The organism is Nitrosomonas sp. Nm166 (genome assembly GCF_900112825.1).
Lineage (GTDB): Bacteria > Pseudomonadota > Gammaproteobacteria > Burkholderiales > Nitrosomonadaceae > Nitrosomonas.
Map to the genome: position 1 here is coordinate 1 of NZ_FONE01000040.1, position 24158 is coordinate 24158.

Annotated in this window: 20 protein-coding genes and 1 tRNA gene; 9 read left to right on the top strand and 12 right to left on the bottom strand. The window is 43.9% G+C overall.

The features are described from left to right. Positions 1-406 precede the first annotated feature (406 nt). From BM021_RS11365 to BM021_RS11400, 8 genes are all read right to left on the bottom strand, one after another. A tRNA-Thr gene (locus tag BM021_RS11365) sits at positions 407-482 on the bottom strand. Between the two features lie 35 nt (positions 483-517). Then, a complete protein-coding gene (locus BM021_RS11370) occupies positions 518-931 on the bottom strand; it encodes a ClpXP protease specificity-enhancing factor (protein ID WP_090721153.1) in 414 nt (137 codons plus the stop codon). Continuing rightward, entirely contained in the window at positions 928-1527 is a 600-nt protein-coding gene (locus BM021_RS11375; protein WP_090721154.1) for a glutathione S-transferase N-terminal domain-containing protein, read from the bottom strand. The genes BM021_RS11370 and BM021_RS11375 overlap by 4 nt, the downstream gene beginning before the upstream one ends. A 50-nt stretch (positions 1528-1577) precedes the next feature. Then, on the bottom strand, positions 1578-2300 hold the full coding sequence (locus BM021_RS11380; RefSeq protein ID WP_090721155.1) for a cytochrome c1: 723 nt from the start codon (positions 2298-2300) through the stop codon (positions 1578-1580). After that, on the bottom strand, positions 2297-3544 hold the full coding sequence (locus tag BM021_RS11385; RefSeq protein ID WP_090721156.1) for a cytochrome b: 1248 nt from the start codon (positions 3542-3544) through the stop codon (positions 2297-2299). The genes BM021_RS11380 and BM021_RS11385 overlap by 4 nt, the downstream gene beginning before the upstream one ends. Before the next feature lies 1 nt (position 3545). After that, positions 3546-4154, bottom strand: coding sequence for a ubiquinol-cytochrome c reductase iron-sulfur subunit (gene petA / locus BM021_RS11390; protein ID WP_090721157.1), 609 nt, complete (start codon positions 4152-4154; stop codon positions 3546-3548). Between the two features lie 323 nt (positions 4155-4477). Further along, positions 4478-7210, bottom strand: a complete 2733-nt coding sequence (gene secA, locus BM021_RS11395) for a preprotein translocase subunit SecA (protein ID WP_090721158.1) — start codon at positions 7208-7210, stop codon at positions 4478-4480. 186 nt (positions 7211-7396) lie between these two features. Continuing rightward, a complete protein-coding gene (locus tag BM021_RS11400; protein ID WP_090721159.1) occupies positions 7397-8314 on the bottom strand; it encodes a M23 family metallopeptidase in 918 nt (305 codons plus the stop codon). 32 nt (positions 8315-8346) lie between these two features. Here BM021_RS11400 and BM021_RS11405 point away from each other — a divergent pair, with 32 nt between their 5' ends. After that, positions 8347-8811 (top strand): DciA family protein, encoded by a 465-nt coding sequence (locus BM021_RS11405; protein WP_090721160.1) that lies wholly within the window; start codon positions 8347-8349, stop codon positions 8809-8811. 50 nt (positions 8812-8861) lie between these two features. Here the strand turns inward: BM021_RS11405 and BM021_RS11410 are convergent, their stop codons facing one another. Continuing rightward, the gene (locus tag BM021_RS11410) at positions 8862-10556 is read right to left on the bottom strand and encodes a tetratricopeptide repeat protein (RefSeq protein ID WP_090721161.1); all 1695 of its coding nucleotides are present in this window, start codon (positions 10554-10556) and stop codon (positions 8862-8864) included. A 295-nt stretch (positions 10557-10851) separates the two neighbouring features. On the opposite strand from BM021_RS11410, the gene BM021_RS11415 reads away from it, so the two are divergent. The 4 genes from BM021_RS11415 (at position 10852) to mgtE (ending at position 16259) form a co-directional block, all read left to right on the top strand. After that, on the top strand, positions 10852-12708 hold the full coding sequence (locus tag BM021_RS11415) for a ribonuclease catalytic domain-containing protein (protein ID WP_090721162.1): 1857 nt from the start codon (positions 10852-10854) through the stop codon (positions 12706-12708). A gap of 195 nt (positions 12709-12903) precedes the next feature. Next, complete coding sequence (locus BM021_RS11420; protein WP_090721163.1) at positions 12904-13734, top strand: energy transducer TonB; 831 nt, start codon at positions 12904-12906, stop codon at positions 13732-13734. Between the two features lie 30 nt (positions 13735-13764). After that, entirely contained in the window at positions 13765-14580 is an 816-nt protein-coding gene (gene aroE, locus BM021_RS11425; protein ID WP_090721164.1) for a shikimate dehydrogenase, read from the top strand. Positions 14581-14819: 239 nt separating this feature from the next. Beyond that, positions 14820-16259, top strand: a complete 1440-nt coding sequence (gene mgtE, locus BM021_RS11430; protein ID WP_090721165.1) for a magnesium transporter — start codon at positions 14820-14822, stop codon at positions 16257-16259. Positions 16260-16479: 220 nt separating this feature from the next. On the opposite strand, the gene BM021_RS11435 is transcribed toward mgtE, so the two are convergent. Next, positions 16480-17139: a DUF4114 domain-containing protein gene (locus BM021_RS11435; protein ID WP_256207885.1), complete on the bottom strand. Its 660-nt coding sequence runs from the start codon at positions 17137-17139 to the stop codon at positions 16480-16482. Between the two features lie 358 nt (positions 17140-17497). Here BM021_RS11435 and rlmKL point away from each other — a divergent pair, with 358 nt between their 5' ends. Beyond that, entirely contained in the window at positions 17498-19693 is a 2196-nt protein-coding gene (gene rlmKL, locus BM021_RS11440) for a bifunctional 23S rRNA (guanine(2069)-N(7))-methyltransferase RlmK/23S rRNA (guanine(2445)-N(2))-methyltransferase RlmL (protein WP_090721167.1), read from the top strand. 57 nt (positions 19694-19750) lie between these two features. Here the strand turns inward: rlmKL and BM021_RS11445 are convergent, their stop codons facing one another. Both BM021_RS11445 and BM021_RS11450 read right to left on the bottom strand, forming a co-directional pair. Then, the gene (locus BM021_RS11445; RefSeq protein ID WP_090721168.1) at positions 19751-19972 is read right to left on the bottom strand and encodes a PIN domain-containing protein; all 222 of its coding nucleotides are present in this window, start codon (positions 19970-19972) and stop codon (positions 19751-19753) included. A gap of 147 nt (positions 19973-20119) precedes the next feature. Next, entirely contained in the window at positions 20120-22375 is a 2256-nt protein-coding gene (locus tag BM021_RS11450) for an NHL repeat-containing protein (protein ID WP_090721169.1), read from the bottom strand. Positions 22376-22947: 572 nt separating this feature from the next. Here BM021_RS11450 and BM021_RS11465 point away from each other — a divergent pair. The 3 genes from BM021_RS11465 (at position 22948) to BM021_RS11475 (ending at position 24000) form a co-directional block, all read left to right on the top strand. Further along, entirely contained in the window at positions 22948-23268 is a 321-nt protein-coding gene (locus BM021_RS11465; RefSeq protein WP_256207886.1) for a transposase, read from the top strand. 167 nt (positions 23269-23435) lie between these two features. Next, positions 23436-23666, top strand: coding sequence for a type II toxin-antitoxin system MazE family antitoxin (locus tag BM021_RS11470; protein ID WP_090721172.1), 231 nt, complete (start codon positions 23436-23438; stop codon positions 23664-23666). After that, positions 23659-24000, top strand: a complete 342-nt coding sequence (locus BM021_RS11475) for a type II toxin-antitoxin system PemK/MazF family toxin (protein ID WP_090721173.1) — start codon at positions 23659-23661, stop codon at positions 23998-24000. Before BM021_RS11470 ends, BM021_RS11475 begins: the two co-directional genes overlap by 8 nt. Positions 24001-24158 lie beyond the last annotated feature (158 nt).

Consider the following 24158-nt stretch of genomic DNA (forward strand, 5'->3'; position numbering starts at 1 on the left):
CGAAAAGCTCATATCAATTAACTCAATTGTATGATTAAAAACACTATTATATCATTAATCGCATCTGAAACTGGCTCTGACCGTGCAAAGTTCTCAGCCAATATGAATACTAGGGGTTGGTCCGGCTCACTAGTACCATATTTAGAGGATGACAAGAAGTGCCTTAGCTCATTGTTGGTGCATAAAAATAGCAACGTAAGGCGGTGGGTGAAAGATTTTAATACTTATATTGATAAGCAAATTGAAGCAGAGTCGATTGGAGATGAAGAAAGAGACATAGCTCGATTTTAAAATGTTGACAAGAAACCGTTACATCTTACCAACCACAATATTCAAATCTTTCGTCTACATAATGTCTATATTAATTTAATATATTTCTTATACATAAAATAACTTATTGATTTTATGGTGCCGACACCAAGAATCGAACTCGGGACCTTCTGATTACAAATCAGCTGCTCTACCATCTGAGCTATGCCGGCATAACTGAATAGAATGTATCCAAATTAATTTGGGATTATTTGACTACCCGTAAATTGGGTTTACTTGTGTTCTTCAATGGAAGAACCGAGGAGCTTGGAATTGTATTATTTTGTTCATTATTTACCTGATTCTCATCTTTTTTATCAGAAGGAAATTCTATCCCCTGATGCACCTCCTTAGCAAATATTCCTTTAACTGCACTCATAGGTATCTTTAATTTTCTTGACACGCCATTAAAACGCGCCATAAAGTAAATAAAATCATTATTAATGATTAGATCATGAGCAGCTTTGACACTGATATTAAAGACTATCTCATCATTTATGGCACATTCCAAAGGAATATCCAATTCTGGATAAATCTTTACAGATATATAAGGCGTAAAATTGCTATCAATGCACCAATCATAAATAGAGCGAATTAAATATGGTTTAGTACTAGCACTCATTTTCGCATAATTTTTTCTGATGCAGATAATGCATCAATGAATAGTGGGCGACTGAATAATCTCTCTGAATACTTTAGCAATGGTGCTGCTTGTTTAGGTAAACGAATTTCGAAGTGCTCAAGGCGCCATAATAATGGCGCTATTGCAACATCAAGCATCGAAAACTCATCTCCCAACATGAACTTTTGTTTCTCAAAAATTGGAGAAATAACTGTCAGATGATCTACAATTACTGCACGTGCTTTATCGATCGCCTTTTGGTCTGAGCTATTAAACGCATCAATATGACAGAACAGTTCTTGCTCGAATCGATATAGCAATAAGCGTGCACGGGCACGCATTACTGGATCTGCAGGCATCAATTGTGGATGCGGAAAGCGATCATCAATATACTCATTAATAATATTTGATTCATACAATACCAAATCACGTTCCACTAGTACAGGCGCTTTGCCATAAGGGCTAATTACCGCTAAGTCTTCTGATTGATTATTTGGATCAACATCAATTACCTGGAAATCCATATCCTTCTCGTGTAAAACAATCCTACAGCGATGGCTATAGGGACAGGTAATTGTTGAATATAATGTCATCATAACTGCTATTTCTCTGGCTTAATTATCAATATTCAAAAGCTTAATGATAATCAATGGATATCTTTCCAATATTCTTTTTTTAATGCGTAAGATAAAACCAGCATACCAAGCAGGAATATCATAACCATAAAACCTAACTCCTTACGAGTATTAGCATGAGGTTCACCTAAGTAAACTAGATAGTTAACCAGATCTCCTACAAATTTATCATACTCAGCAACGGTCAGGTTACCTGGTTTTTGGAGTGATAGGCTTTTTTGCTCTCCTTTATCACTTGTTTTTACCACTAACTCTTGTTCACCTTGTAGTTGGTAAAGCACATGAGGCATCGCTACACGATCGAAGATAAGATTATTCCAGCCAGTTGCAGTGGCGTCATCACGGTAAAATGTACGCAAATAAGTATATAACCAATCTGCCCCGCGTGAACGAGCAATTACTGATAAATCAGGCGGAACAACACCAAACCATTCTTCACCTTCTTTTTTACGCATGGCTGATTGCATCAGATCCCCAACTTTCTGACCAGTATAAATCAATTTATCAAGAATCTGCTCATTACTCAGTCCGATATCTCTATGGCGGTTATAGCGCATAAAACTAGCACCATGACAAGTCAGGCAGTAATTAACGAAGGTCTCGGCTCCGCGTTGCAGGGAAGCATTGTCTGTGATATCAACTGGAGCTTTGTCTAAGGCTATACCAAGCTCTGCAGCAAGCAAGCTAACTGGAGCCATGCACAAGATAAATATAGCAATTATTATATTCTTCATTTTGTTACTCTTTTGGGCTCAGGTTTTGTCTTATCTATCTTGCTATACCACGGCATTAAGATAAAGAATGCAAAATAAATAACTGTAAAGATTTGGGCTAGTAAGGTATATAAAGGAGTTGGAGATTTTGTTCCAAGCCAACCCAGGACAAAAAAGCTAATCACAAAGAGTGTTAGTGCTGTTTTAAAATATGGACCTTTATATCGAATAGACTTTACTGGACTTCTATCTAGCCAAGGTAAGAAACAAAATATAACCACGGAAGCGGCCATCAATATTACACCCCATAATTTTGCATCTATCCATAGAAAGTTAACAGTTACTGCGCGCAACATGGAGTAGTATGGTGTGAAGTACCAAACCGGCGCAATATGATCAGGTGTCTGCAATGTATTAGCAGGAATAAAATTATTATATTCTAGAAAATAGCCACCCATTTCCGGAGCAAAGAAGATAATTCCGCCAAATACCAGCAGAAATACTACGATTCCAACAATATCTTTAACACTGTAATATGGATGAAATGGTATTCCATCGACAGGAATCCCTGTTTGGGGATTCTTATTTGCTTTTATTTCTATACCATCTGGATTATTTGATCCGGTCTCATGCAATGCTAATATATGGACAAGAACCAGAACCACCAATAATATAGGCAATGTGACTACGTGATATGCAAAGAATCGATTAAGTGCAGCATCTGAAAGGGTGAAATCGCCCAAAAGCCATTGAGAAAGCGTATCGCCGATTACTGGAATAGCTCCAAACATACTCACAATGACTTGCGCACCCCAGTAGGACATTTGTCCCCAAGGTAAAATATATCCGGTAAATGCCAAACTCATCAGCACAAAAAAGATGGCCATACCAATCAACCATAAAAGCTCACGTGGTTTTCGATAAGAACCATACATCATTCCCCGAAACATATGCAGATAAACCACAACAAAAAACATGGATGCACCAGTAGAATGCATATAGCGAATCAACCAACCATAATTCACATCTCGCATAATATATTCTACCGAAGCAAATGCCAGGCTAGCGTCTGGCTTATAATTCATGGTGAGAAAAATACCAGTGATCAGCTGATTGATTAACACCAGCAATGCTAATGAACCAAAGTAATACCAAAAATTAAAATTCTTCGGTGCATAATACTCAGAAAGATGCGCTCTCCAATTTGATGTTAGTGGAAAACGTTCATCAATCCATCCAATCATTGAATTAAATAGCTTACTCATTTTACGCAGATCCCTCGCTTTCTGCTCCAATTAAAAGACGATTATCACTCAGGTAAGTATGAGGAGGAACAACCATATTAGATGGCGCCGGTACATTTTTATACACACGACCGGCCAGATCAAATTTTGACCCATGACAAGGACAGAAAAAACCTCCTAGCCAATCAGGACCAAGATCCGCAGGAGCAACTTCTTTTCTGAATACAGGAGAACATCCTAAATGTGTACAGACACCTTCGATAACCAGTATCTCGGGTTTTATTGAGCGTGTGCGATTTTTTGCATAATCTGGCTGTTGCTTCTTTTCTGAAGTTGGATCGGCTAAATCAGCCTCAATTTTTACAAGAGTTTCCAGCATTTCCGGTGTGCGATCTAAAATCCACACAACTTTTCCACGCCACTCGACCATTAACAGCATACCAGGCTCAAGTTTTGATATGTCAACTTCTACTGGCGCTCCCGCTGCTTTAGCTCGCTCACTGGGCATCATGCTTAACAAAAACGGCGTAGCAATTGCGGCACCAGCAATACCCCCCGCCACTGAAGTCGCAGCAACCAGAAACTTTCTTCTGCCACTCATCCTCTCATTGATACTGAAACTATCAGGCATATTCAACTATTCCATCAGTAATATTTTTCACGAAAAAACTAACATAAAACGGCAAATTCGCTTTACACCAGCAATTTCACTGGCAAATTTTATAAATTATAAAGGTGCGCAGTATAACATAACCATTATTGGATTATGAGAATAACTTAAAAGTATTTCTTAGTTACTCTGATATCTGCAAAACCATCCACCATGGAATATAAGCCTATGATTTTAAGTACTTATGACCTTCTAGAGCCCCGACTCATCCAGCTCTGTAGTTTAAGCTCTGCAGTTTATTTAGAAATACATACTTAATATAAATAGATCATTTTTCTTGCTTGCTATTTGATCTTACCGTGACACTGCTTATATTTTTTACCGGATCCACAAGGGCAGGGTTGATTGCGACCCACTTTGCCATTTTGACGTACAAAAGGCTGTAATTTTTCCTCTTGATTTTTCTCATATCCTGCTTCTTCATCTAGTGCCTCCTTATAGTCAGCATGATGAAATTGCACGTTTTCTGGTGACCGTAATGTTTCCGTCACAGCTTCTACTTGTTGCTCACTCTTTATCTGTACAGTCAAAAGTATCTGGGTCACCTCGCTTTTGATTTCTTCGAGCATATGAGAAAACAACTCAAAAGCTTCCCGCTTATACTCCTGTTTTGGATTCTTCTGCGCATAACCCCGCAAATGAATACCTTGACGCAAATGATCCAAAGCCGCCAAATGCTCTCGCCAATGCGAATCCAGAGTTTGCAGCATCACGACTCGCTCGTAATGATGCATAATCTCATCCCCCACCTTCTCTACTTTAGCTTGATATTGCTCATGAGCCAGGTTAAGAATACGCTCGCACAAGTTTTCCTCATGCAATGCTGGTTCCTGCTCAAGCCATCTTTGCAGAGGGAAATGTAGCTGGTATTCCGCCGCGAGCGCTTTCTCTAAACCCACCACATCCCATTGTTCTTCAACACTTCCCGGTGGAATATACAAACTGAATAGATTTCTTAAAACACTCTCTCGTATCGCCGTGATTGTCTCCGAGATATCATGCTCCGCTTCTAATAACTCATTACGCTGCTGATAAATCACTTGTCGCTGATCGTTAGCAACGTCATCATATTCCAATAGTTGTTTGCGCATATCAAAATTTCTCGCTTCCACTTTGCGCTGAGCATTTTCAATGGCGCGAGTTACCCAAGGATGTTCAATCGCCTCTCCTTCAGGCATTTTAAGGCGCGTCATAATATTAGCTACACGGTCCGATGCAAATATCCGCAGCAGAGGGTCTTCCAATGAAAGATAGAAACGGCTGGAGCCCGGGTCTCCCTGTCTGCCTGACCGTCCACGTAACTGATTATCTACGCGACGAGACTCATGCCGCTCAGTGCCAATAATATGTAAACCGCCTGTTTTTAAAACTTCTTCATGGGTTACTTTCCATTTCGAGTACACTTCGTTAATTTGTTTTTCTTTGGCTTCTTCGCTCAACTTCTCGTCGTGCCGTATACGCTCGATCTCCGGTTCCGGATTACCTCCCAGTACAATATCAGTACCACGACCTGCCATATTGGTCGCGATGGTGATCATTTTAGGTCGACCCGCTTGTGCAACAATGCTTGCCTCACTGGCATGCTGTTTGGCGTTCAGAACTTGATGCGGCAGTTTCTCCCGATTCAGCAACTTGGATAGCAATTCATTATTCTCAATGGATGTCGTACCTACCAGAACCGGCTGGCCACTCTCATAACAGTCCTTGATTCCCTGAATAATGGCGTCATTTTTCTCTTTCGTGGTGCGAAATACCTGATCCATCCGGTCATCCCGAATCATCTGACGATGAGTCGGGATAATGACTGTCTCCAATCCATAAATTTGTTGAAATTCCGCTGCCTCAGTATCGGCCGTACCCGTCATGCCTGATAACTTGTGATACATGCGGAAATAATTCTGAAAAGTAATGGAAGCAAGTGTTTGATTTTCTTTCTGAATAGAAACCCCCTCTTTCGCCTCCACAGCTTGGTGCAATCCATCTGACCAACGTCGGCCAGCCATCAGGCGTCCGGTAAACTCATCGACGATCACCACTTCGCCATCTTGCACTACATAATGCTGATCCAGGAAATATAAACTATGCGCCCGCAGACCTGCATTCAAGTGATGGATCAAGTTGATATTGGCTGGATCATAAAGACTGGATCCGGACTTCAACAATCCAGCCTCGGTCAATAATTTTTCGGCATGTTCAAAACCAGACTCGCTCAGAGTAACCTGATGGGATTTTTCATCCACACTAAAATCACCTGGTCCATCTTCTGTTTCTTGACGCATGAGCTTGGGAATCAACGCATTGATGCGCACATAAATTTCTGTATCACCTTCTGCCTGCCCGGAAATAATGAGTGGTGTACGTGCTTCATCAATCAAAATCGAATCCACTTCGTCAACGATGGCAAAATTGAGTAGGCGTTGTGCGCGTTCGTAGGGGTGTGTCACCATATTGTCACGCAAATAATCAAAACCATACTCATTATTAGTGCCATAAGTAATATCCGCCGCGTAAGCGGCCTGTTTATCGCTATGTGGCATTTGCGCATAAATCACACCCACACTCATCCCGAGGAATTGATAAATTTTCCCCATCCAGTCAGCATCACGCTTGGCTAAATAATCGTTGACAGTAATGATATGGACACCTTTACCTGATAGTGCATTCAGATAGGCTGGCAAAGTCGCCATTAGCGTTTTACCTTCACCTGTACGCATTTCAGCAATTTTTCCTCCATGCAATACCATTCCACCGATGAGTTGCACATCAAAATGGCGCATCTCTAAAACGCGCTTTCCAACTTCGCGCACCACAGCAAAAGCCTCTGGCAATAACGCATCCAATGTTTCTCCATTATGAATGCGCTGCTTGAACTCATCCGTTTTGGCACGTAAATCAGCATCCGACAATCCCACAATGGCTGGTTCCATTTCGTTAATACTTCGCACAGTTTGAGAATACTGTCTGATCATTCGATCATTACGGCTACCAAAAATCTTTTTAAGTAGGTTACTTAGCATAAAGTCTCTGAAAGTTCTGTTTAAACATTTGTTTAAAAAATAAAGGGTGAGATTTGTACCTCACCCACAACAATACTTAAAATATCAGCTCAAAACCGATCCTATTTAAGATACGCAATAGGAAAACACAGAGTATTCAAAAACATAAGCATTCATTTATGAATAATCAATAATTGCTTAAGTTATTTAACTTGGTTTTTTCAAAAACCTGGATGGATTAAGCGGTTTGTCCTTATGTCTAATTTCAAAATGCAAATGCGCTCCTGTCGAACGCCCTGTATTGCCCACTTCAGCTATTTTCTCCCCTTGCAACACGACTTGCCCGAGCCTGACCAAACGCTTTGAGGCATGGGCATAACGACTTACCAAATCATCACCATGATCAATCTCGATCATATTACCATATTCAGGATGGCGATCCGAATAGACCACCACGCCACCGGCAGCAGCTTTTATCGGTGTGCCTATTTCTGCAGAGAAATCCACTCCCTCGTGGAATGCCTTTTTTCCCGTGAATGGATCTATCCGGTAACCGTAACCTGAAGAATACCAGTCTGTTTCAACAGGCATGGCAGAAGGCAGAACATACTTTGTGAGTCTGTCGCGGCGCAACAAAGATTCCAGCGCACTCAATTTATCAGTCCTCTCATCAAGTATCTTCGATAATTCCTGAAGCTTATGGTTAAACTCACTAAAAGTCAGTTCTTCAGATGGAAAATCACTATGCGCCCCCCCTTGCCCTGGCGTTACATCGAATAAGAAATCTCGCGATTTGATGCCGGAGGATTCCACCAGCCGCTCACCCAGAGCATCTAAACGCAATAATTGCGCCTGCATTTGCCCTAGTTTACTCGCCATAACATTTAGATTATCTTGCAAATGGGTTTGAATCTTTTGATGTCTTTCTTCTTGAGGATTGACCAATACCGCTCTCAATAGAGGTGCATCGATTCGATCGGCATAACGCAGGGAAATAAAATTCAAGATTAGAGCTAGTGCTATAGTAATCAATATAAAAATACTAATTAATAATGCAATGCGTTTCCCTGTTAAAGTTATTTTTCTTGCTCGTTCAGACTTATTAGAAATAAAAATAATATTCATATGCGTATTCACCGGATATTTTTTAAATAGCCATGACCTCTTATAAAGTTAATTCTTATCTTAACCTTCTTGGCAAGACACCTGAATATGAGAATTTATTCTCTTTAGCTCATCAATTACGTGCAAATCAATTAACTTTCGCTAAACTTGTTCCAGCGCATTTGGCGAAGCACTGTAACATCAGTCGAATTTCAAATGGCAGGTTAATCATCATGGTTGAAAATGGCGCTATTGCATCAAAACTTAAGCAATATTCCCCATCTTTGCTACTAAAATTGCAGGCGCTAGGTTGGGAAGTTACTGCAATTCAAATTTTGGTGCAAGCACATCACCTCACAAAAAATACAAAACCTTTAGCAGAGCAAGGATGTATCAAGAGAAAAATAAAACTGAGTCAAACCGCACAGGATTGTTTAGATCAACTCGCTGCAACACTGCCAGAATCTGAGTTAAGAGATGCTATCCAGCTATTTCTAAAAAAACACCAAAGTGATTGAAGTATCTTACAGGTTATCGAATTCAGCATCTGCAGCTAATCTCAGAGCTCTCAGAACCTTGAAGCCGTCAAGTTAATATCGGCATACTGCCATGCCTTGTCAAACGCTCTCTGTACTTCACTAAAATCTTTACCTTGCGCCTGCAAGCTTTGTTTCAATCCATATAAAGCCCATCCATTCTCAGGATAATGCCTGAGATTATCCAGATACACCCTTTCAGCCTGGACATAATCACCCGATTTTAATAAAGCCTTACCCAATGAAAGCTGCACCGGGTAATACCAGAATGGTGGCTCTGTGTAGGGCAATTGTCCCTGCATCACAACCGTTTCACTAAAAATGGCAATCGCTTTTGCATAGTCGCCTTGCACCATAAAAATTTCACCCTGCACCATTTTATCTGCGATTTGTAACAGCAAAGTTGCCGGATAATCTTTCGCATCCAGCAACGCCAGATTAGCAGTCTTCCGCAGTGCTGCAAGTGTGGAATGTTCTGCATGTGCGGTTTTCAGATCACCCAATTTTGCATATGCTATCGCACGGGCATACCGCCAGATGCCATGAGAAAATTCCAAATGATCTGGTGGAGGCGGCTGCCTCAGCACATCATGCCATTGACCAAAATTGGTAAGCGCCAGCAATGGTATCGTTTTATAGAGCTCAATAGCCGGGTAATGCTTGATCATCTCAAGCGAAACACTGGCAGCCACTTGATGTGCCGTCTCAATAGCCTCTCGACTACGGCCTTCCATCGTATACGATGCCCATAGAAAATGAAGATCATGTGGATAATAAGCTGCTGCATAAAAACCCTGAACATTACAAGATCTGATATACGCCTCATCAACAGCTACCGCTTTGCGATTCGTTTCGGATGCATCGTGATACCGTCCAACACGCCAATAGATATGCGAAGGCATATGCACCAGATGGCCAGCACCAGGCACCAGATCGCGCAAGATATCCGCAGCGCTTTCAGCACGTTCAGGTCTTGATGAGGCTTCAACGGTATGAATATATAAATGAGTAGCGAACGGATGCCGTGGAGAACGCTGCAACACGGTTTCCAAAACCTCTATCACTTCAACAGTCAGCGTTTTCGGTGTCTCAGGGTCCTGCCAATAATCCCAAGGCATGGTATTCATCATGGATTCTGCAAATAATGTAGCCGCATCATCATCCTCAGGATATTTCTGAAAAAGTTGACGCATCGCGTGCATATAAGCCAAATCCAAATTCTCTCTGGGGATTGAAGCATCTTTGCGATAGCGTACCGCCAATGCATCAATATAATCCCGCTCTTTCTCACTGGCTTGCGGTTTTAAGCGAATCGCTGTTTGAATCGCTGCATATGCTTGCGTATGCGCTTCTTCTTCCATCATGACTTGTCCATTGCTAGTCGTATTCATATTGGGGCCCAGTGCCAAGGCTTCACCCCAGTAGCACATAGCGCAATTCCCATCGAGCATCTGTGCGGCACGAAATGAGCGTATTGATTTGTCGTGATTAAATGCAAAATTCATCACCAGCCCTTGATCAAAATAACGCTGCACTATGGGGTGGTCAGTCGTTACAGGATGGTGGTGACCTCCTATATCAGTCAGCAAAGGCACACCCGTTTTATCTGCCCAGTGAGTCATATCATCTGTTGTCAGATCTGAATTCGAGGGTATTTTCGTAGGCGTGCAGGCAATGATGAATAGAAGAATGATGACTACAAACCAGGTGACGCGCGTCATTTTCATCACTTTTTCCTTCTCATTAAGTTTCAGTGTCTTCAGTGTCATAGACTATATAAGCAGTTTTTCTTCAGTTGTTCAGTTGTTGAAAAACATCAGCACTATTCCTAACAACAATTGTCTACCGTTTTTTATCATTAAACGTCTCGTATATAATGCGGAATTGATTAGCTTTCTATGCATTACAGAATATATTTTCTGAAGTGAATGTTAAAGTCCTTAATTTTTCTGACAAGAGCGCAATCTTGCATAATGCAGCGATCGCGTTCTAATTCCCAACTGTAATTATAAAAACAATCTTATGAATGTTTTTTACGAAGAAGCTGGAACCTTCAAAGTAGGCACCATACTGGCTGACAACAATACTTCCTTACAAGTGGAGGCTGTTCATGGTAAGCGTTCGAAAATCAAGGCAACATCTGTGTTTTTTCGATTTGATACACCTCCTTTATCTGAATTCATGCATCATGTACAAAAAATAGCCGAGGAATTAGATCCGAATTTTTTATGGGAATGTTGCGCGCAAGATGCAGAATTTACCAGCAACGCCCTGGCTGCTGATTACTTTGGTCATGCGCCTAATCCGGTTGAGGCTGCGGCCACATTGCTGCTGCTACAGAATGCTCCTATGTATTTCTATAAAAAGGGGCACGGACGTTATAAAGCAGCACCACCCGATGCACTGAAAGCTGCCTTAGCCAGTCAGGAAAAAAAACGCCTGCAAGCAGAGCAGCAAGCGCGTTATGTTGAGCAATTAAATCATTTTATGTTGCCCGAAGAATTTAAATCGCGCATACCTGATTTACTCTACAAGCCCGATAAAAATTCAATCGAATGGAAGGCGCTTGAAGCAGTTTGTACCGAAAAAAAGCTCACGGTCGTAAAACTGATGGAAAAATGCGGTGCTATTCCATCCTCGCATGATTACCATTTCAATCAGTTTGTCTGGGAACATTTTTCTCAAGGCACCGGTTTTGGTGAACTGGAGTTACAACAAATATATAATAATTTCTCTGATTTACCGATTTCAGATGCGATCGCATTTAGTATCGATGATGCTTCAACGACAGAAATCGATGATGCTTTCTCTGTTACTCCGCTTACACTGGGCAGCTTCCGTATCGGTATCCATATTGCGGCTCCCGCATTGGGAATCGATCCTGAATCAACACTTGATCAAGTTGCTGCAGCGCGCCTGTCGACGGTTTACCTGCCCGGAAACAAAATTACCATGCTGCCGAAGGTCACCATTGACCAGTTTACATTGACTGAACATCAATTACGTCCTGCACTTTCTTTATATCTTGATGTATCAGATGATTTTACAGTCATAGGTACGGAGAGCAAAATAGAGAAAATAAAAATTGCAGCAAACTTACGCCATAATCTGTTAGAACAACATTTTAATGAAACCACCTTAAGCAAAGGAATTTTTGAGCATATTTATAGCAAGGAGTTAAGTTTATTGTGGAAATTTGCTTGCAAAATGGAAAATCAGCGTGGCAAAGCCAATGACACAAATAATGACAAAATCGATTATAGTTTTGAAATTAGCGATGATCACGTTACGATCATCGAGCGCCGCAGAGGCTCGCCCATCGACAAGGTAGTATCTGAGCTGATGATTTATGTCAATACCGAATGGGGTAAGCAATTAACGGATGCCGGTATCACTGGCATTTTTCGCAGTCAAACCAATGGCAAAGTTAAAATGAGCACTTCACCTGCTCCTCATCAAGGTTTGGGTGTTGCACAATATGCCTGGAGCAGCTCCCCAATGAGACGTTATGTCGATCTAATCAATCAACGGCAAGTTATTGCGTTATTGCGGAAAGAACCGCCTCCCTATACCAGAGAAAATAATCGCCTTTTAATTGCAATGCGCGACTTTGAAACAGCTTATGGGATTTACAGTGAATTCCAGCGCGCAATGGAACGTTACTGGTGTTTGCGCTGGCTGTTACAGGAAAAAATTCAATTCATCAATGCCCAGGTTATTAAAGAAAATCTAGTAAAGCTGGAGCATATCCCGTTGGTAATCCGAGTACCTTCATTACCTGAAATTGCACCGGGTGCTCACGTTCAACTTAAACTATCTGAAATAGACCTATTTGAACGCAGTCTGCATGCAGAATTTCAAAAGAAACACGACATGTAATACGCTCAAATGAGGCACGGACTAATCATATGATAAGCAGATCGTTGTTTCCTACAATAATATGATTTATTAAGCAACTTAGATTTAATTTTAGGGCTTGATTCCTTGGCTGTTACGACTATTCACATACACAAGACTACATCTACAGCATCCAGTAGCTATCACTATTCCCAAGCTAATCGCATAGGAGTAGCGATGGTTGCTTCATTGCTTTTGCACGGGATTATACTGTTGGGTGTGACTTTTGAATTCCCTCAACCCAAGCTGGATAAAATCGCTACATCGCTGGAAGTTGTGCTAGTTAACAATAAAACTTCAACAAAACCTGCCCAAACTGAACTCCTTGCACAAAATAACCTGGATGGTGGCGGCAATACCGAGAATAATCGTCGTGCGAAAACGCCCTTTCCCATATTACCTAAAAGCAAACCGCTGGCTGATAACATTGCCGCGCAACAAAAAGTCAAACAATTAGAGCAGGAAGCCAAGCAGCTAATGGCTGCGGTCGATCACATACAACAAGTTCAAACGCTTGATACCCATGAGAGCGAAGCTGAAAATAAAGAGATTGCCATTGATACTACTGACCTATTGCTGCGCAGTATCGATATTGCTAGGTTGCGAGCACAGATTGATCAGGATCACGATAATTATCAAAAGCGCCCTAAAAGAAAATTTGTAGGGGCTCGTACCAAAGAATATCGATTTGCCCGTTATGTTGAAGATTGGCGTATCAAAGTCGAACGCATCGGCAACTTGAACTATCCCGAAGCTGCCAGGAAAAGTAAGCTGTATGGCAATTTACAACTCACAGTCAGCATTCGGGCAGATGGTGGCCTGGAATCGATTGAAATCAATCGTTCATCTGGAGAAAAAATTCTCGACGAAGCTGCTATCAGGATAGTGAAGCTTGCCGGACAAAACGGGTTTGCTCCTTTTCCACCGGATATCAGTCAAGACACTGATATTTTGCATATTACCCGCACGTGGGTATTTGCGCCTTCAGATATGCTATTGAGCCAATAGCTTTTAATCCCAACTTAATATCTTCTATCCATGCTCGATTCTTATGCAGTGATTGGCAATCCGGTCTCACATAGTAAATCGCCTTTGATCCATGCTGCCTTTGCCCAGCAAACCCATCAGTCCATGCAATATACTGCTATCCTGGCTCCATTGGATGCTTTCCAAGCAACGGTTGCAAATTTCCGCCAACAAGGCGGCAAGGGATTGAATGTGACTGTGCCGTTCAAATTGGACGCTTTCCAGCTAGCAACACGCTTAACTGAACGTGCAACCATCGCACAGGCTGTCAATACGCTTAAATTTGAAAATGATGAAATGCTGGGCGATAACACAGATGGCGCAGGATTAGTGCGTGACATCGAATCGAACCTGGGAATTTCCATCGCAACCAAACGCATACTGCTGATGGGTGCAGGCGGCGCAGCACGGGGAGTCATTCTGCCACTGCTGCAGCAAAGACCTTCCTTGCTGGCGATCGCTAATCGTACTCCGAGAAAAGCAGAAGCATTAATGGAACAGTTTGAAGATTATGGAAATATTTATCCATATCATTTTATGAGCTTAAATGAACATTTTGACATCATCATCAATGCAACTTCCGCCAGCCTGCAGGGTACGCTACCCGAATTACCAGGCAATATTTTTACACACGCTGTTCTTGCTTACGACATGATGTATGGCCGTGAACCTACTCACTTTCTCAAATTCGCGCAATTAAATGGTGTATGCCAGGTGGCGGATGGAATCGGCATGCTGGTTGAGCAAGCTGCTGAATCGTTTTTCCTATGGCGTGGCATCAGACCCCAAACAAAACCAGTAATTGCAATGTTAAAATCACAGCTTTGAACTAATTTGGATTAACAGGTCCTTTCTCACCGCAAGCCAATCTCTATCAATTTTATTGACGCCATATGACTGGTGCAGAAATTCCCAATCGGCTTTAAGTGATTTTGTCACTCTTCATCCTGTGGTACTGGTATAGTACGAAAGACTATCCTTCTCGGTCATGCCTCTGCAAACTGTTTAGCGTATAACCATACTGAATTTACAGAGAATACTACTAACTTCTTTGCTGTTTACTTGTCATGACCGAAACTCATAACCACGACGACGAAAATTCTCCAACCCCGCTGCAACAGGTAATTTACTTATTACGCAAATACAGATTAGTTGAAGGTTTTGTCAATTTAGAGGATAACCCAGACCAATCCCTCGCCGAATCTGCTGTGCAAGCACAGAATCTGGCAGAACTGCAACAGCTACTGGATCAGCTCCACCCCGCTGATATTGCTCATATTCTGGAAGCTCTGCCGCTGGAAGACCGGCTTTTTATCTGGAGCTTGGTAAAAGCTGAATATGACGGTGAAGTTCTGCTGGAAGCTTCAGATGCTGTACGTGCAACATTAATCACCGACATGGGTACCCAAGAGTTGGTCGCTGCAACAGAATATCTGAACACCGACGAAATTGCAGATCTTGCACCTGATTTGCCGCAGGATGTCATCGATGATGTTTTCCGATCCTTACCCATCACAGAACGTGAGCAGCTGCGTGCAGCCATGTCTTATCCTGAAGATTCAGTGGGTGCGTTAATGGATTTTGACGTCATCACTATCCGTGAAGATGTCCGGCTGGAAGTAGTCCTACGTTACTTGCGCCGGCTGGAAGAAATGCCGGATCACACCGATCAATTATTTGTCGTGGATAGAAACGAGCACTTGAAGGGCGTATTACTGATCAACCGCTTATTGGTCAGTGATCCTGATAAGCTGGTTGCTGAAGTGATGGTTAAAGAAATGATCAAATTGCATCCAGATGATGTCGCCCAACAAGCGGCGAATGCTTTTGAACGCTATGACTTAGTCTCAGCATCGGTTGTGGATGATAACGACAAATTGCTGGGTCGCGTCACTGTCAACACCGTTATCGATTTTATTCGCGATAAAGCAGAAAATGAGGCGCTGAATCTGGCAGGCTTAAGTGAAGAGGAAGATCTCTTCGCCCCCGTCTTAAAGAGCGTTAAAAACCGCTGGGTTTGGCTGGCTATCAATTTGGTCACCGCGTTTATTGCTTCACGTGTCATTGGTATATTTGAAGACTCCATCGAAAAACTGGTCGCGCTTGCGGCACTCATGCCGATCATTGCCGGCATTGGTGGTAATTCAGGCAATCAAACTATCACGATGATCGTACGCGCGTTGGCACTGGATCAAATCAACACCAGCAGTGCATGGAATTTAATCGCCAAGGAAATCGGCGTCAGTGCGGTAAATGGCCTCTTATGGGGAGCGGTGGTCGGCTTGTTCACTTTTGCAATTTATCAGAATGCCGAACTGGGTCTGGTCATGACTTTAGCGCTGATACTGAATCTGCTGCTAGCAGCACTTTTAGGCGTGCTGATACCGCTGACATTGCGCAAATTCGGACGCGATCCGGCGCTGGGTTCCAGTGTAATCATTACTGCCGTGACAGATAGTGGCGGATTCTTTATCTTTCTGAGTCTGGCAACCATCTTTTTGTTATAAACAGACACATTCTGATAAAAACCATGCATCTTTACACACTGCGTCTTAACATACGACGTTCAGCATGACCATTAGCTGAGACTTTTACAATAAAAAACCTGGAGAGTATTTTTTGAACATCTCCAGGTTAAGAACATTGACATTACGAAATGCAATGAATATTTCGACAGCAAAGTTTTGAGAATTACTCTTACTTCGTACAGTTGCCTGTTTAAGCCACTCAGGAAACTGCTGTCTTGGTTTTTTTATCACGCAACGAAAAGCTTACCAATACTAATCCTGCCAGCAGCATCGCATAAGTTTCCGGCTCTGGAATCGGGCTTACAGGGTTATCGGTACTTTTAACACTCATATTTGTAAATACAAAAGCTTCATCGTCATAATCCAAGTCACCGCCTCTCAACAGATCTTCAAACCCCACAAATGTCCCTGCTGGAATATTATTGGAAGCATCTCCCGAGAATGAAGTAGAATACACATGATTTACTCCCCCATCCGTATTGAGCGACTTGTCGGAATACCAGGCATTTCCTGTTGTGAGCACATTCAATTGAAATGTAAGCACGTCCCCTGCATTCACAAAACCAAGATTAACAAAATCTCCAATACTGGAAGTATGATTATTTAAAACCCCGGCAGAGGTTTCTGGTGTCACCACACCATTTACCAGCAATGACAATGTATTAGTATAACTTGCTGATGATCCATAGAAATAGGCATGAATCTGACCTGATGACGTTGCTGTAAAGGTATAAAGATCTACATTCTCCTTTCCAGAGTTTTGGTATGAAATAGTGTCTGATTTTGCGTTTGATATTGATACAAAACCAAACCACAAAACGACACACATCATTATCCATTGCAAATAATTTTTCATCATACAACTCCCAATATTAACGACACTTTATTAGCTACTAATTATTAATTATAAAAATTACCCTATGCATGCTACACACCCATACCCTTCATTAATAGAGAAACATGTCATGAAACCAGTAGAATGAATGTCATTACGCAGAAAGTACAAATATCCTAAAAGTACCATCCATCATCAGGATTTACGCAGGGAATTCTCATGCATTGCAAGAAAAAGCTATTGATAAGCTTAAATATCAGATACCCATAAAACCAATACTGCAAAATAGCTTGCAAGATCAGCAATTGCGCGGCCGGGAAACAACAAATCACCGTGCCAAGCGGGACATCCTCGATTATCATCATTCTAAAGTCACAGGATCATGACACAATATCAACTCTTCGCCACCACGCCGAAAGCGATGGAAGGCATTCTCGCCAATGAAATTGAAGCGCTTGGCGGGAAAAACGTGCAGCAGAAAATGGCCGGTGTAGCTTTTCAAGGCAATCTGGCGATGGCCTATAAAGCCTGTTTATGGTCGCGCACCGCCAGCCGCATTCTACTGTTGCTCAGCAGCTTCACGGTTCAATCGCAGCAGGATCTCTATGATGGCGTCCAGGGCATCGACTGGTCTGAGCATCTGAACGCTGACGACAGTCTGGCGGTATCGTTTAGCAGCAAAAACAACCCGGCGATCAACAACACCCATTTCGGCGCGCTCAAAGTGAAGGATGCCATCGTCGATCAAATGCGGGCCAAGTTTGGCATTCGTCCCGATATCGATACTGAACACCCCAGCATCCGCGTCAATGTGTTTTTGCATAATGACACCGCGCAGCTGAGCCTGGATTTGTCCGGCGAGAGTTCGCACAAACGTGGTTATCGCGACATCAGCATCGCAGCACCAATCAAGGAAAACCTGGCGGCAGCGATTCTGCTGCGCGCTGACTGGCCGAAAATTGCCCGACAAGGCGGCTCGCTGCTTGATCCGATGTGCGGCTCCGGTACTTTACTGGTGGAAGGCGCACTGATCGCTGCTGACATTGCACCCGGCTTGCAGCGCGATTATTTCGGTTTTCTCGGTTGGAAGCAGCACGACGCAAGACTTTGGGAAAATTTATTAAACGAAGCCAGACAGCGCCGAGAAATCGGCTTAGCCAAATTGCCGGTGATTGTCGGTTTCGACCAGAACCGCCGCACTGTCGCTGCCGCGTTGCAGCACGTCGAGAACGCCGGTCTGACAGGCAAAATCCATATCGAAAAACGCGATATTCTGGAGGCTTGCGCCGCGGAAAGCTGGCCAAAAGGCTTGATCGTCTGCAACCCGCCTTACGGCGAGCGACTCGGCGACGAAGAGCAAACCGCCGCACTGTACCGCCAATTCGGTGAGGTACTGAAACAGCGCTTTATCGGCTGGCACGCAGCGATGATCATCGGCAATCCAGAGCTGGGCTTTCGCTTGGGCATACGCTCGCAAAAGCCGATCACCTTATTCAATGGCTCACTGGAATGCAAGTTATTGCGTTTTACCATTGAAGAAAAAGCGTTCTTTGAACCGAAAGCAAAATCTGAGCGGGAACGCATCGAACTCATCAGCCGCCGCGCCCGGGTCGAACAGCTCGACAATCAGAGTGAAATGTTCGCCAACCGGCTGCGTAAGAATCTGAAAAAACTCTCCAAATGGATCAAGCAAAATCGGATACATTGCTACCGCCTGTACGACGCCGACCTGCCAGAATACGCCGTAGCCGTAGACGTTTATCAAGGCGAGCAGACCTGGATCAATGTTCAGGAATACGAAGCGCCGAAAGCGATTGATTTCATCAAAGCCAATCAGCGCCTTGCCGGGGCGCTGAGAGAAATAGCAAAAGTGCTGGAAATTCCTGCCGAGCAGGTGTTTTTAAAAATACGCCGCAAGCAGAAAAGCACTGAGCAATACGAAAAACTGGGCGATTCCCGCCGCTTTCACGTCGTTGAAGAAAGCGGCTGCAAGTTCTGGGTGAATTTCGAGGATTATCTGGACACCGGCCTGTTTCTCGACCATCGGCCGATGCGTTGGCTGATTCAGCAACAAGCCAAAGGCAAACGCTTCCTGAATTTATTCGGCTACACCGGCAGCGCCACGGTACATGCGGCAATCGGCGGTGCGATATCCAGCGTCACGGTGGATATGTCCAATACTTATCTGGATTGGGCAAAACGCAATTTCGATCTCAACGGTATCCACGGCAATCACAAGCTGATACGCGCTGATTGCCTGCAATGGCTGGTCAAACAAACCCAAGCGAAACCAAGACTGCTGTTCGATTTGATCTTCCTCGATCCACCCACCTTTTCCAATTCCAAGAAAATGGATGAAGCCTTCGACGTCCAGCGAGACCACGTGCAACTGATCCGCAACGCCACAGCTCTGCTGGCGCCCGGAGGAATAATATTTTTTTCGACTAACTTCCGCCGTTTCAAAATGGACAGGAAAGCATTGAGCGATCTGACCATCGAAGACATCAGCCGCGAGATGATTCCCGAGGACTTCGCACGCGATGCCAAAATTCACTATTGCTGGAAGATTTCTCGCTGAGCGCCACGCAGCCTTAATCGAATTTTCCACTGACTATGGAATAAAGCACCAAGACTCCTAGCGAATACACCGCACAGTAACAGGCAAATCCAGCGTAGCCCAAATTTGATCCGCAGTCAGCACGGGGGCTTGCAATTGGATGCCTACACTCAAACAGGCACGATCACCTAGCGACAAACCAGCATGCCGGGTCTGCTGACAAAGTCGGCCAGCAAGCTCAGCTTCCTCGGCAGTAAAAGGCAAAACCTTTAACCCCAGCACTTCAAAATCATCTCGCATGCCGTCGTTCCACAATCAATTCTTCAGCCAAACTGATGGTTGATGACTAAAGTCAAATTTTACGCTCTAATTCGCTTTAATTTCCTAAGAGTTGGCGAAGGAAGGAAATTTTTGATTTCCTCCCTTCGCATGCATGAAGTTTTCCGATTATCGGCCCTGAATGTTCAACTGCAACGCCAGTGCGGCTCTGACCAGCTCCCTTTTGGAAAGGTTGGCGCTGTTCTGGTCGATGAAGTTGAGTGTGTTCATGCTGAAATCGGCATTGGGAGGCACTATGCCGCCAGGATTGACCATTCTGGCGAGCATGGCTTGCAGCTGGGGGTTGCCGGGCGTATCGCCAAAGCCTGTCGCGTTTGCGAACTGATCGAACCAGCTGGTGGCTTGAATTTGGCTGCCGGGTAAAATAGGTTTGCCGTTATTGCTGGCAAACAAGCCAAGACTGGTGCCTGCGCCGGAATTTAATCGGGCCAGGGTGTTGGTGTTATTCCGCCGGGTCAATTCCGTACGATCGCCTGCCATTTCAGGGTGTTTGGCCAATTGCTCCAAATAAATCGAGCTTTGAATTGCAAGCGCCGTGACCTCTTCGGTGGTGCTAATCGGCAAATCCGAATGCAGGGTTTCATGCGCAATGATGCTGCTGAATTGGAAGGGGTTCTCATTCTGGTACTTGGGGTTGAACACATAAGCGACCTGCTGGGTATTGGGATCAACAAGCGCACGGGCAACTGTCGTATCCGCCGGATCCCAGGGGTTGGCATCAAAGCCGATGCCTCTTACCTTTGGCAAACCGGCATCTGTTTTGGCGTTCAGCACAAAATCAATGGCCGGCTCACCAGCCGTGCCCGCCAATCCCAGAAGCCCTGCCCGCAGGCTGGGGTTCGGCACCTTGGATACCAAGTCCGGATTATTGAACAGCGCGGCTGTTTCTCTGCGGGCGGACGGATTCATCGGAAATTGATCCTCAAGATACTTAATCCCCATCTGGGCGACTTGCTCCTCGGTCGGGGCAGGACCGCCAGCCGGGGCCATGGGGGCCGCATTCGGATACGCCGCCGGGGAGAACAGGTTCACATTGGTCGGTGCCAAGGGGCGGTTCTGCAAAATCCGATTGATTTTTTTGTAATTCCCCGGTCTGAAGAGGGATTGAATATTCTGGAAGCTTTCCAGCTGCTTCAGCTGACTTGCGTTTCCAGGAATGGTGGCGGTCCCTGCCGGGGCCGTATTACCCGCGGCTGCGTTTTGAAATTGCTGAAATCCAAACGTTGAAAGATCTTCAGCATCATCATCGTTGGGTACTATCGCCAGGTAATTAATAGCCATACTGAGTAGTGGACCTTGATCCAGATTAGCGGAATCACTCAGCACATCACGCTGTCCCGTTTCCGGGTCTATTCGGAAGAGTAAGGTAGTCTCTCCAGTCACTGCATCATTAGCACTAACAATGATTTTTCCGTACTTTTCCACCACGCTACCCCGAATATTTTGCCCTAAAGTGCCCTGTGCCGGATTATCAAAATCGCTAAGGATAGTGCGTTGACCTGTTCTGCGATCTACTCGCAAGAGGAAGTTTCCCCCAATGGTATTGTTGTTCTCGTCCAAAACCCCATTTGTAATGGCCAGGATCTGTCGGGAAGCCTCAGTCGCTAGACCGGCGCTAGAGAACAAACCAGCAACAGGCCCTTGCCCAGCATCCGCGAAATCGCTCAGCAATCTGCGCTTGCCCGTACTTGGGTTAATTCGAAAGATTGCTGTACCCGCGGCCAAGGTATCATTGATATTGGCGCCCATCAGAATCTTCCCTGTATGTTCTACAGCGAGATCAGTAATGAACCTATCTGGAAGGATTGCTCCCTGGTCTGGGTTGAGAAGGTCGGTGATAAGAGTACGCGTGTCGGTTTCGGGATCGATGCGAACAAGTTGGAACCGGGAATCTGGCCCCGCCGTCTGTAGATTCACTATTACCTGGCCTTTCGCATCCACAACCAGGCCGTAAGAAAGAAATCCTTGAATATCGCCCTGGCTGAAGTCACTGATGAGGGTGCGATGGCCCGTATTGGGATCGACCTTAAAGAGAATACTCCCAGAACCTGAAAAAAGATCTGAAACAAAAATTTGTATGGTCTCTCCGTCAGCACAGTGGTCAGGATTTCTGTTTCCAGCTTCACTTTCACTATTTGCCGCTTCCGTGCGCTCTTCAGCACGGCAGCGGAATACCGCGACGCTAGCGATAGATGATCCGAGGCTGCCTTGCGCCGCATTGCCAAAGTCACTGAGGATGGTACGCTGGCCTGTTGCAGGATCTATTACAAACAACGCACCGCGTCCGTCCGTTCCACCCAGCTGGTCGATGACCAGGATATCCCCGGCTTTGACTTCGGCTTGAGCGGGATGCGCAGCTAACAACAACCCTGCCAGCAGGAGGAGACAACAGCATAAAAAACGCAGATTAGAAAACCACGTTTTGGTTATAGACTCAGCGCGGGCTTGTAATACAGGAATGCAGGAATGCAGGAATGCAGGAATGCAGGAATGCAGGAATGCAGAGGAAATATTGCATGATCACGATTGTTTGTTGACTGTCTCATCATCTCTTCCCTTTCTTTTTATGATTGGCACAGGAAAATTCCAAAAGTCATTTTTCCTGCGGAAACTGGCATCTGGTTTATTCATTCCTGATTTCAGGAAACGGCAAAGTCAAACTCATTCAGAATTTCCCATCTAAATAATTTAAAGCTGTGTCACTATTAAAATAGCTTTTATTAAGTAAAGATAAAATAAGCGATAGTTTATTTTTAACTAAATATTTACTTATTATTTAAAACCGTCTAGCAAAATGATGTAGTCAGGAGCAAAGCTACAGTGTGGTTGGGTTCTGGACTGCATGCGGGCTTGCCCTTCATGGCCCTCCCGCCGGACGGTGGTACGCCCTAACAGAGCCCATGCCAAGCGGCAGTTTCTAAAAAGCACAAAATCAAGTGTGCCATCATGCATCGGGCGTACAAGAACAAACCACTCTCGGCACTGCAAAAGCTGGCAAACAAATTGATCAGCAAAAACGCTATATCGTCGAACAATGCTTTGGGACAGCTAAATGCCTATTTAGAATGGAGCGCGCCAGCTATTTCGGAACGGTAAAAGTCAATGCCCAAGTCTTGATGAAAAGTATCTGCATGAATTTGAAAAAAGCTGCCAACAAAATTTTCGCATATGAGCCATCAAGAGGAGCAGTCCTTCCTAATGCAGTAAGGGGAATAATTCCCTTGAAAAGAGTAAAGTTTTTACCTTTTTGCCAATAAAATCAGGTAAAACTGTCGTCTGCAAGTTTTTCCCCACCCACTACAACAAAATTTTCGGGGTTGTGCAAGGATCTTTACCTTCCTTGCATCGGCGCATCTTATCATACTGGACAATGATCATACTTATCAGTATGATTAAATTGTTTTCTGATAAGTATGAATAAATCATGACACATCGAACAACCATTACGCTAGACGATGAAATTTTTGCGTTTCTTAATCATGTCGCTGGTAATAACCGAAGCGCTTACATCAATGAGCTTTTAAAGCAGGAACGTCATAATTTCCTCAAGAAGACATTAATCCAAGCAAACCAGGAAGAGGCCGAAGATACAGACTATCAGGAAGAATTACAGATGTGGGAAGCCACCTTATCCGATGGCCTGACCAATGACTGAATTCAAACGGTTAGATATTTACTGGATTGATCTTGAACCGGCAAAAGGTGCGGAAACCAAAAAGCTGAGGCCATGCGTGATTGTTCAAGGCGATCTCGTGAATATTCAATCCAAGACACTGATTGTTGCCCCTTTGCTACCAAATCATAAACCCTGGCCTTTTGCAGTAAATCTGGAACCAACCAAAGAAAATGGTTTGGACAAAAATCGTCATATCAACCTTAAGCAATTACGCGCTGTTGATGTTTCGAGAATTGGCAAGAAACAAGGGAAACTGGAAAGCAAATACATTCATTCTATTAAAGATGCCTTGACTATTGTGTTTGATTTGTAGCCCAAGAAATGGCATTGCCATCGCAAATGTAAGTGCGAATTGCAAGACTTGGTATCTTCATTGGCGCTTGCGTAATTGGCGCTTTGTGAGGATACGCCAGAATCTCATCAACGATTTACAAAACTTCCTTATCTTTTGTAAGTTTTTTCTTTATATTT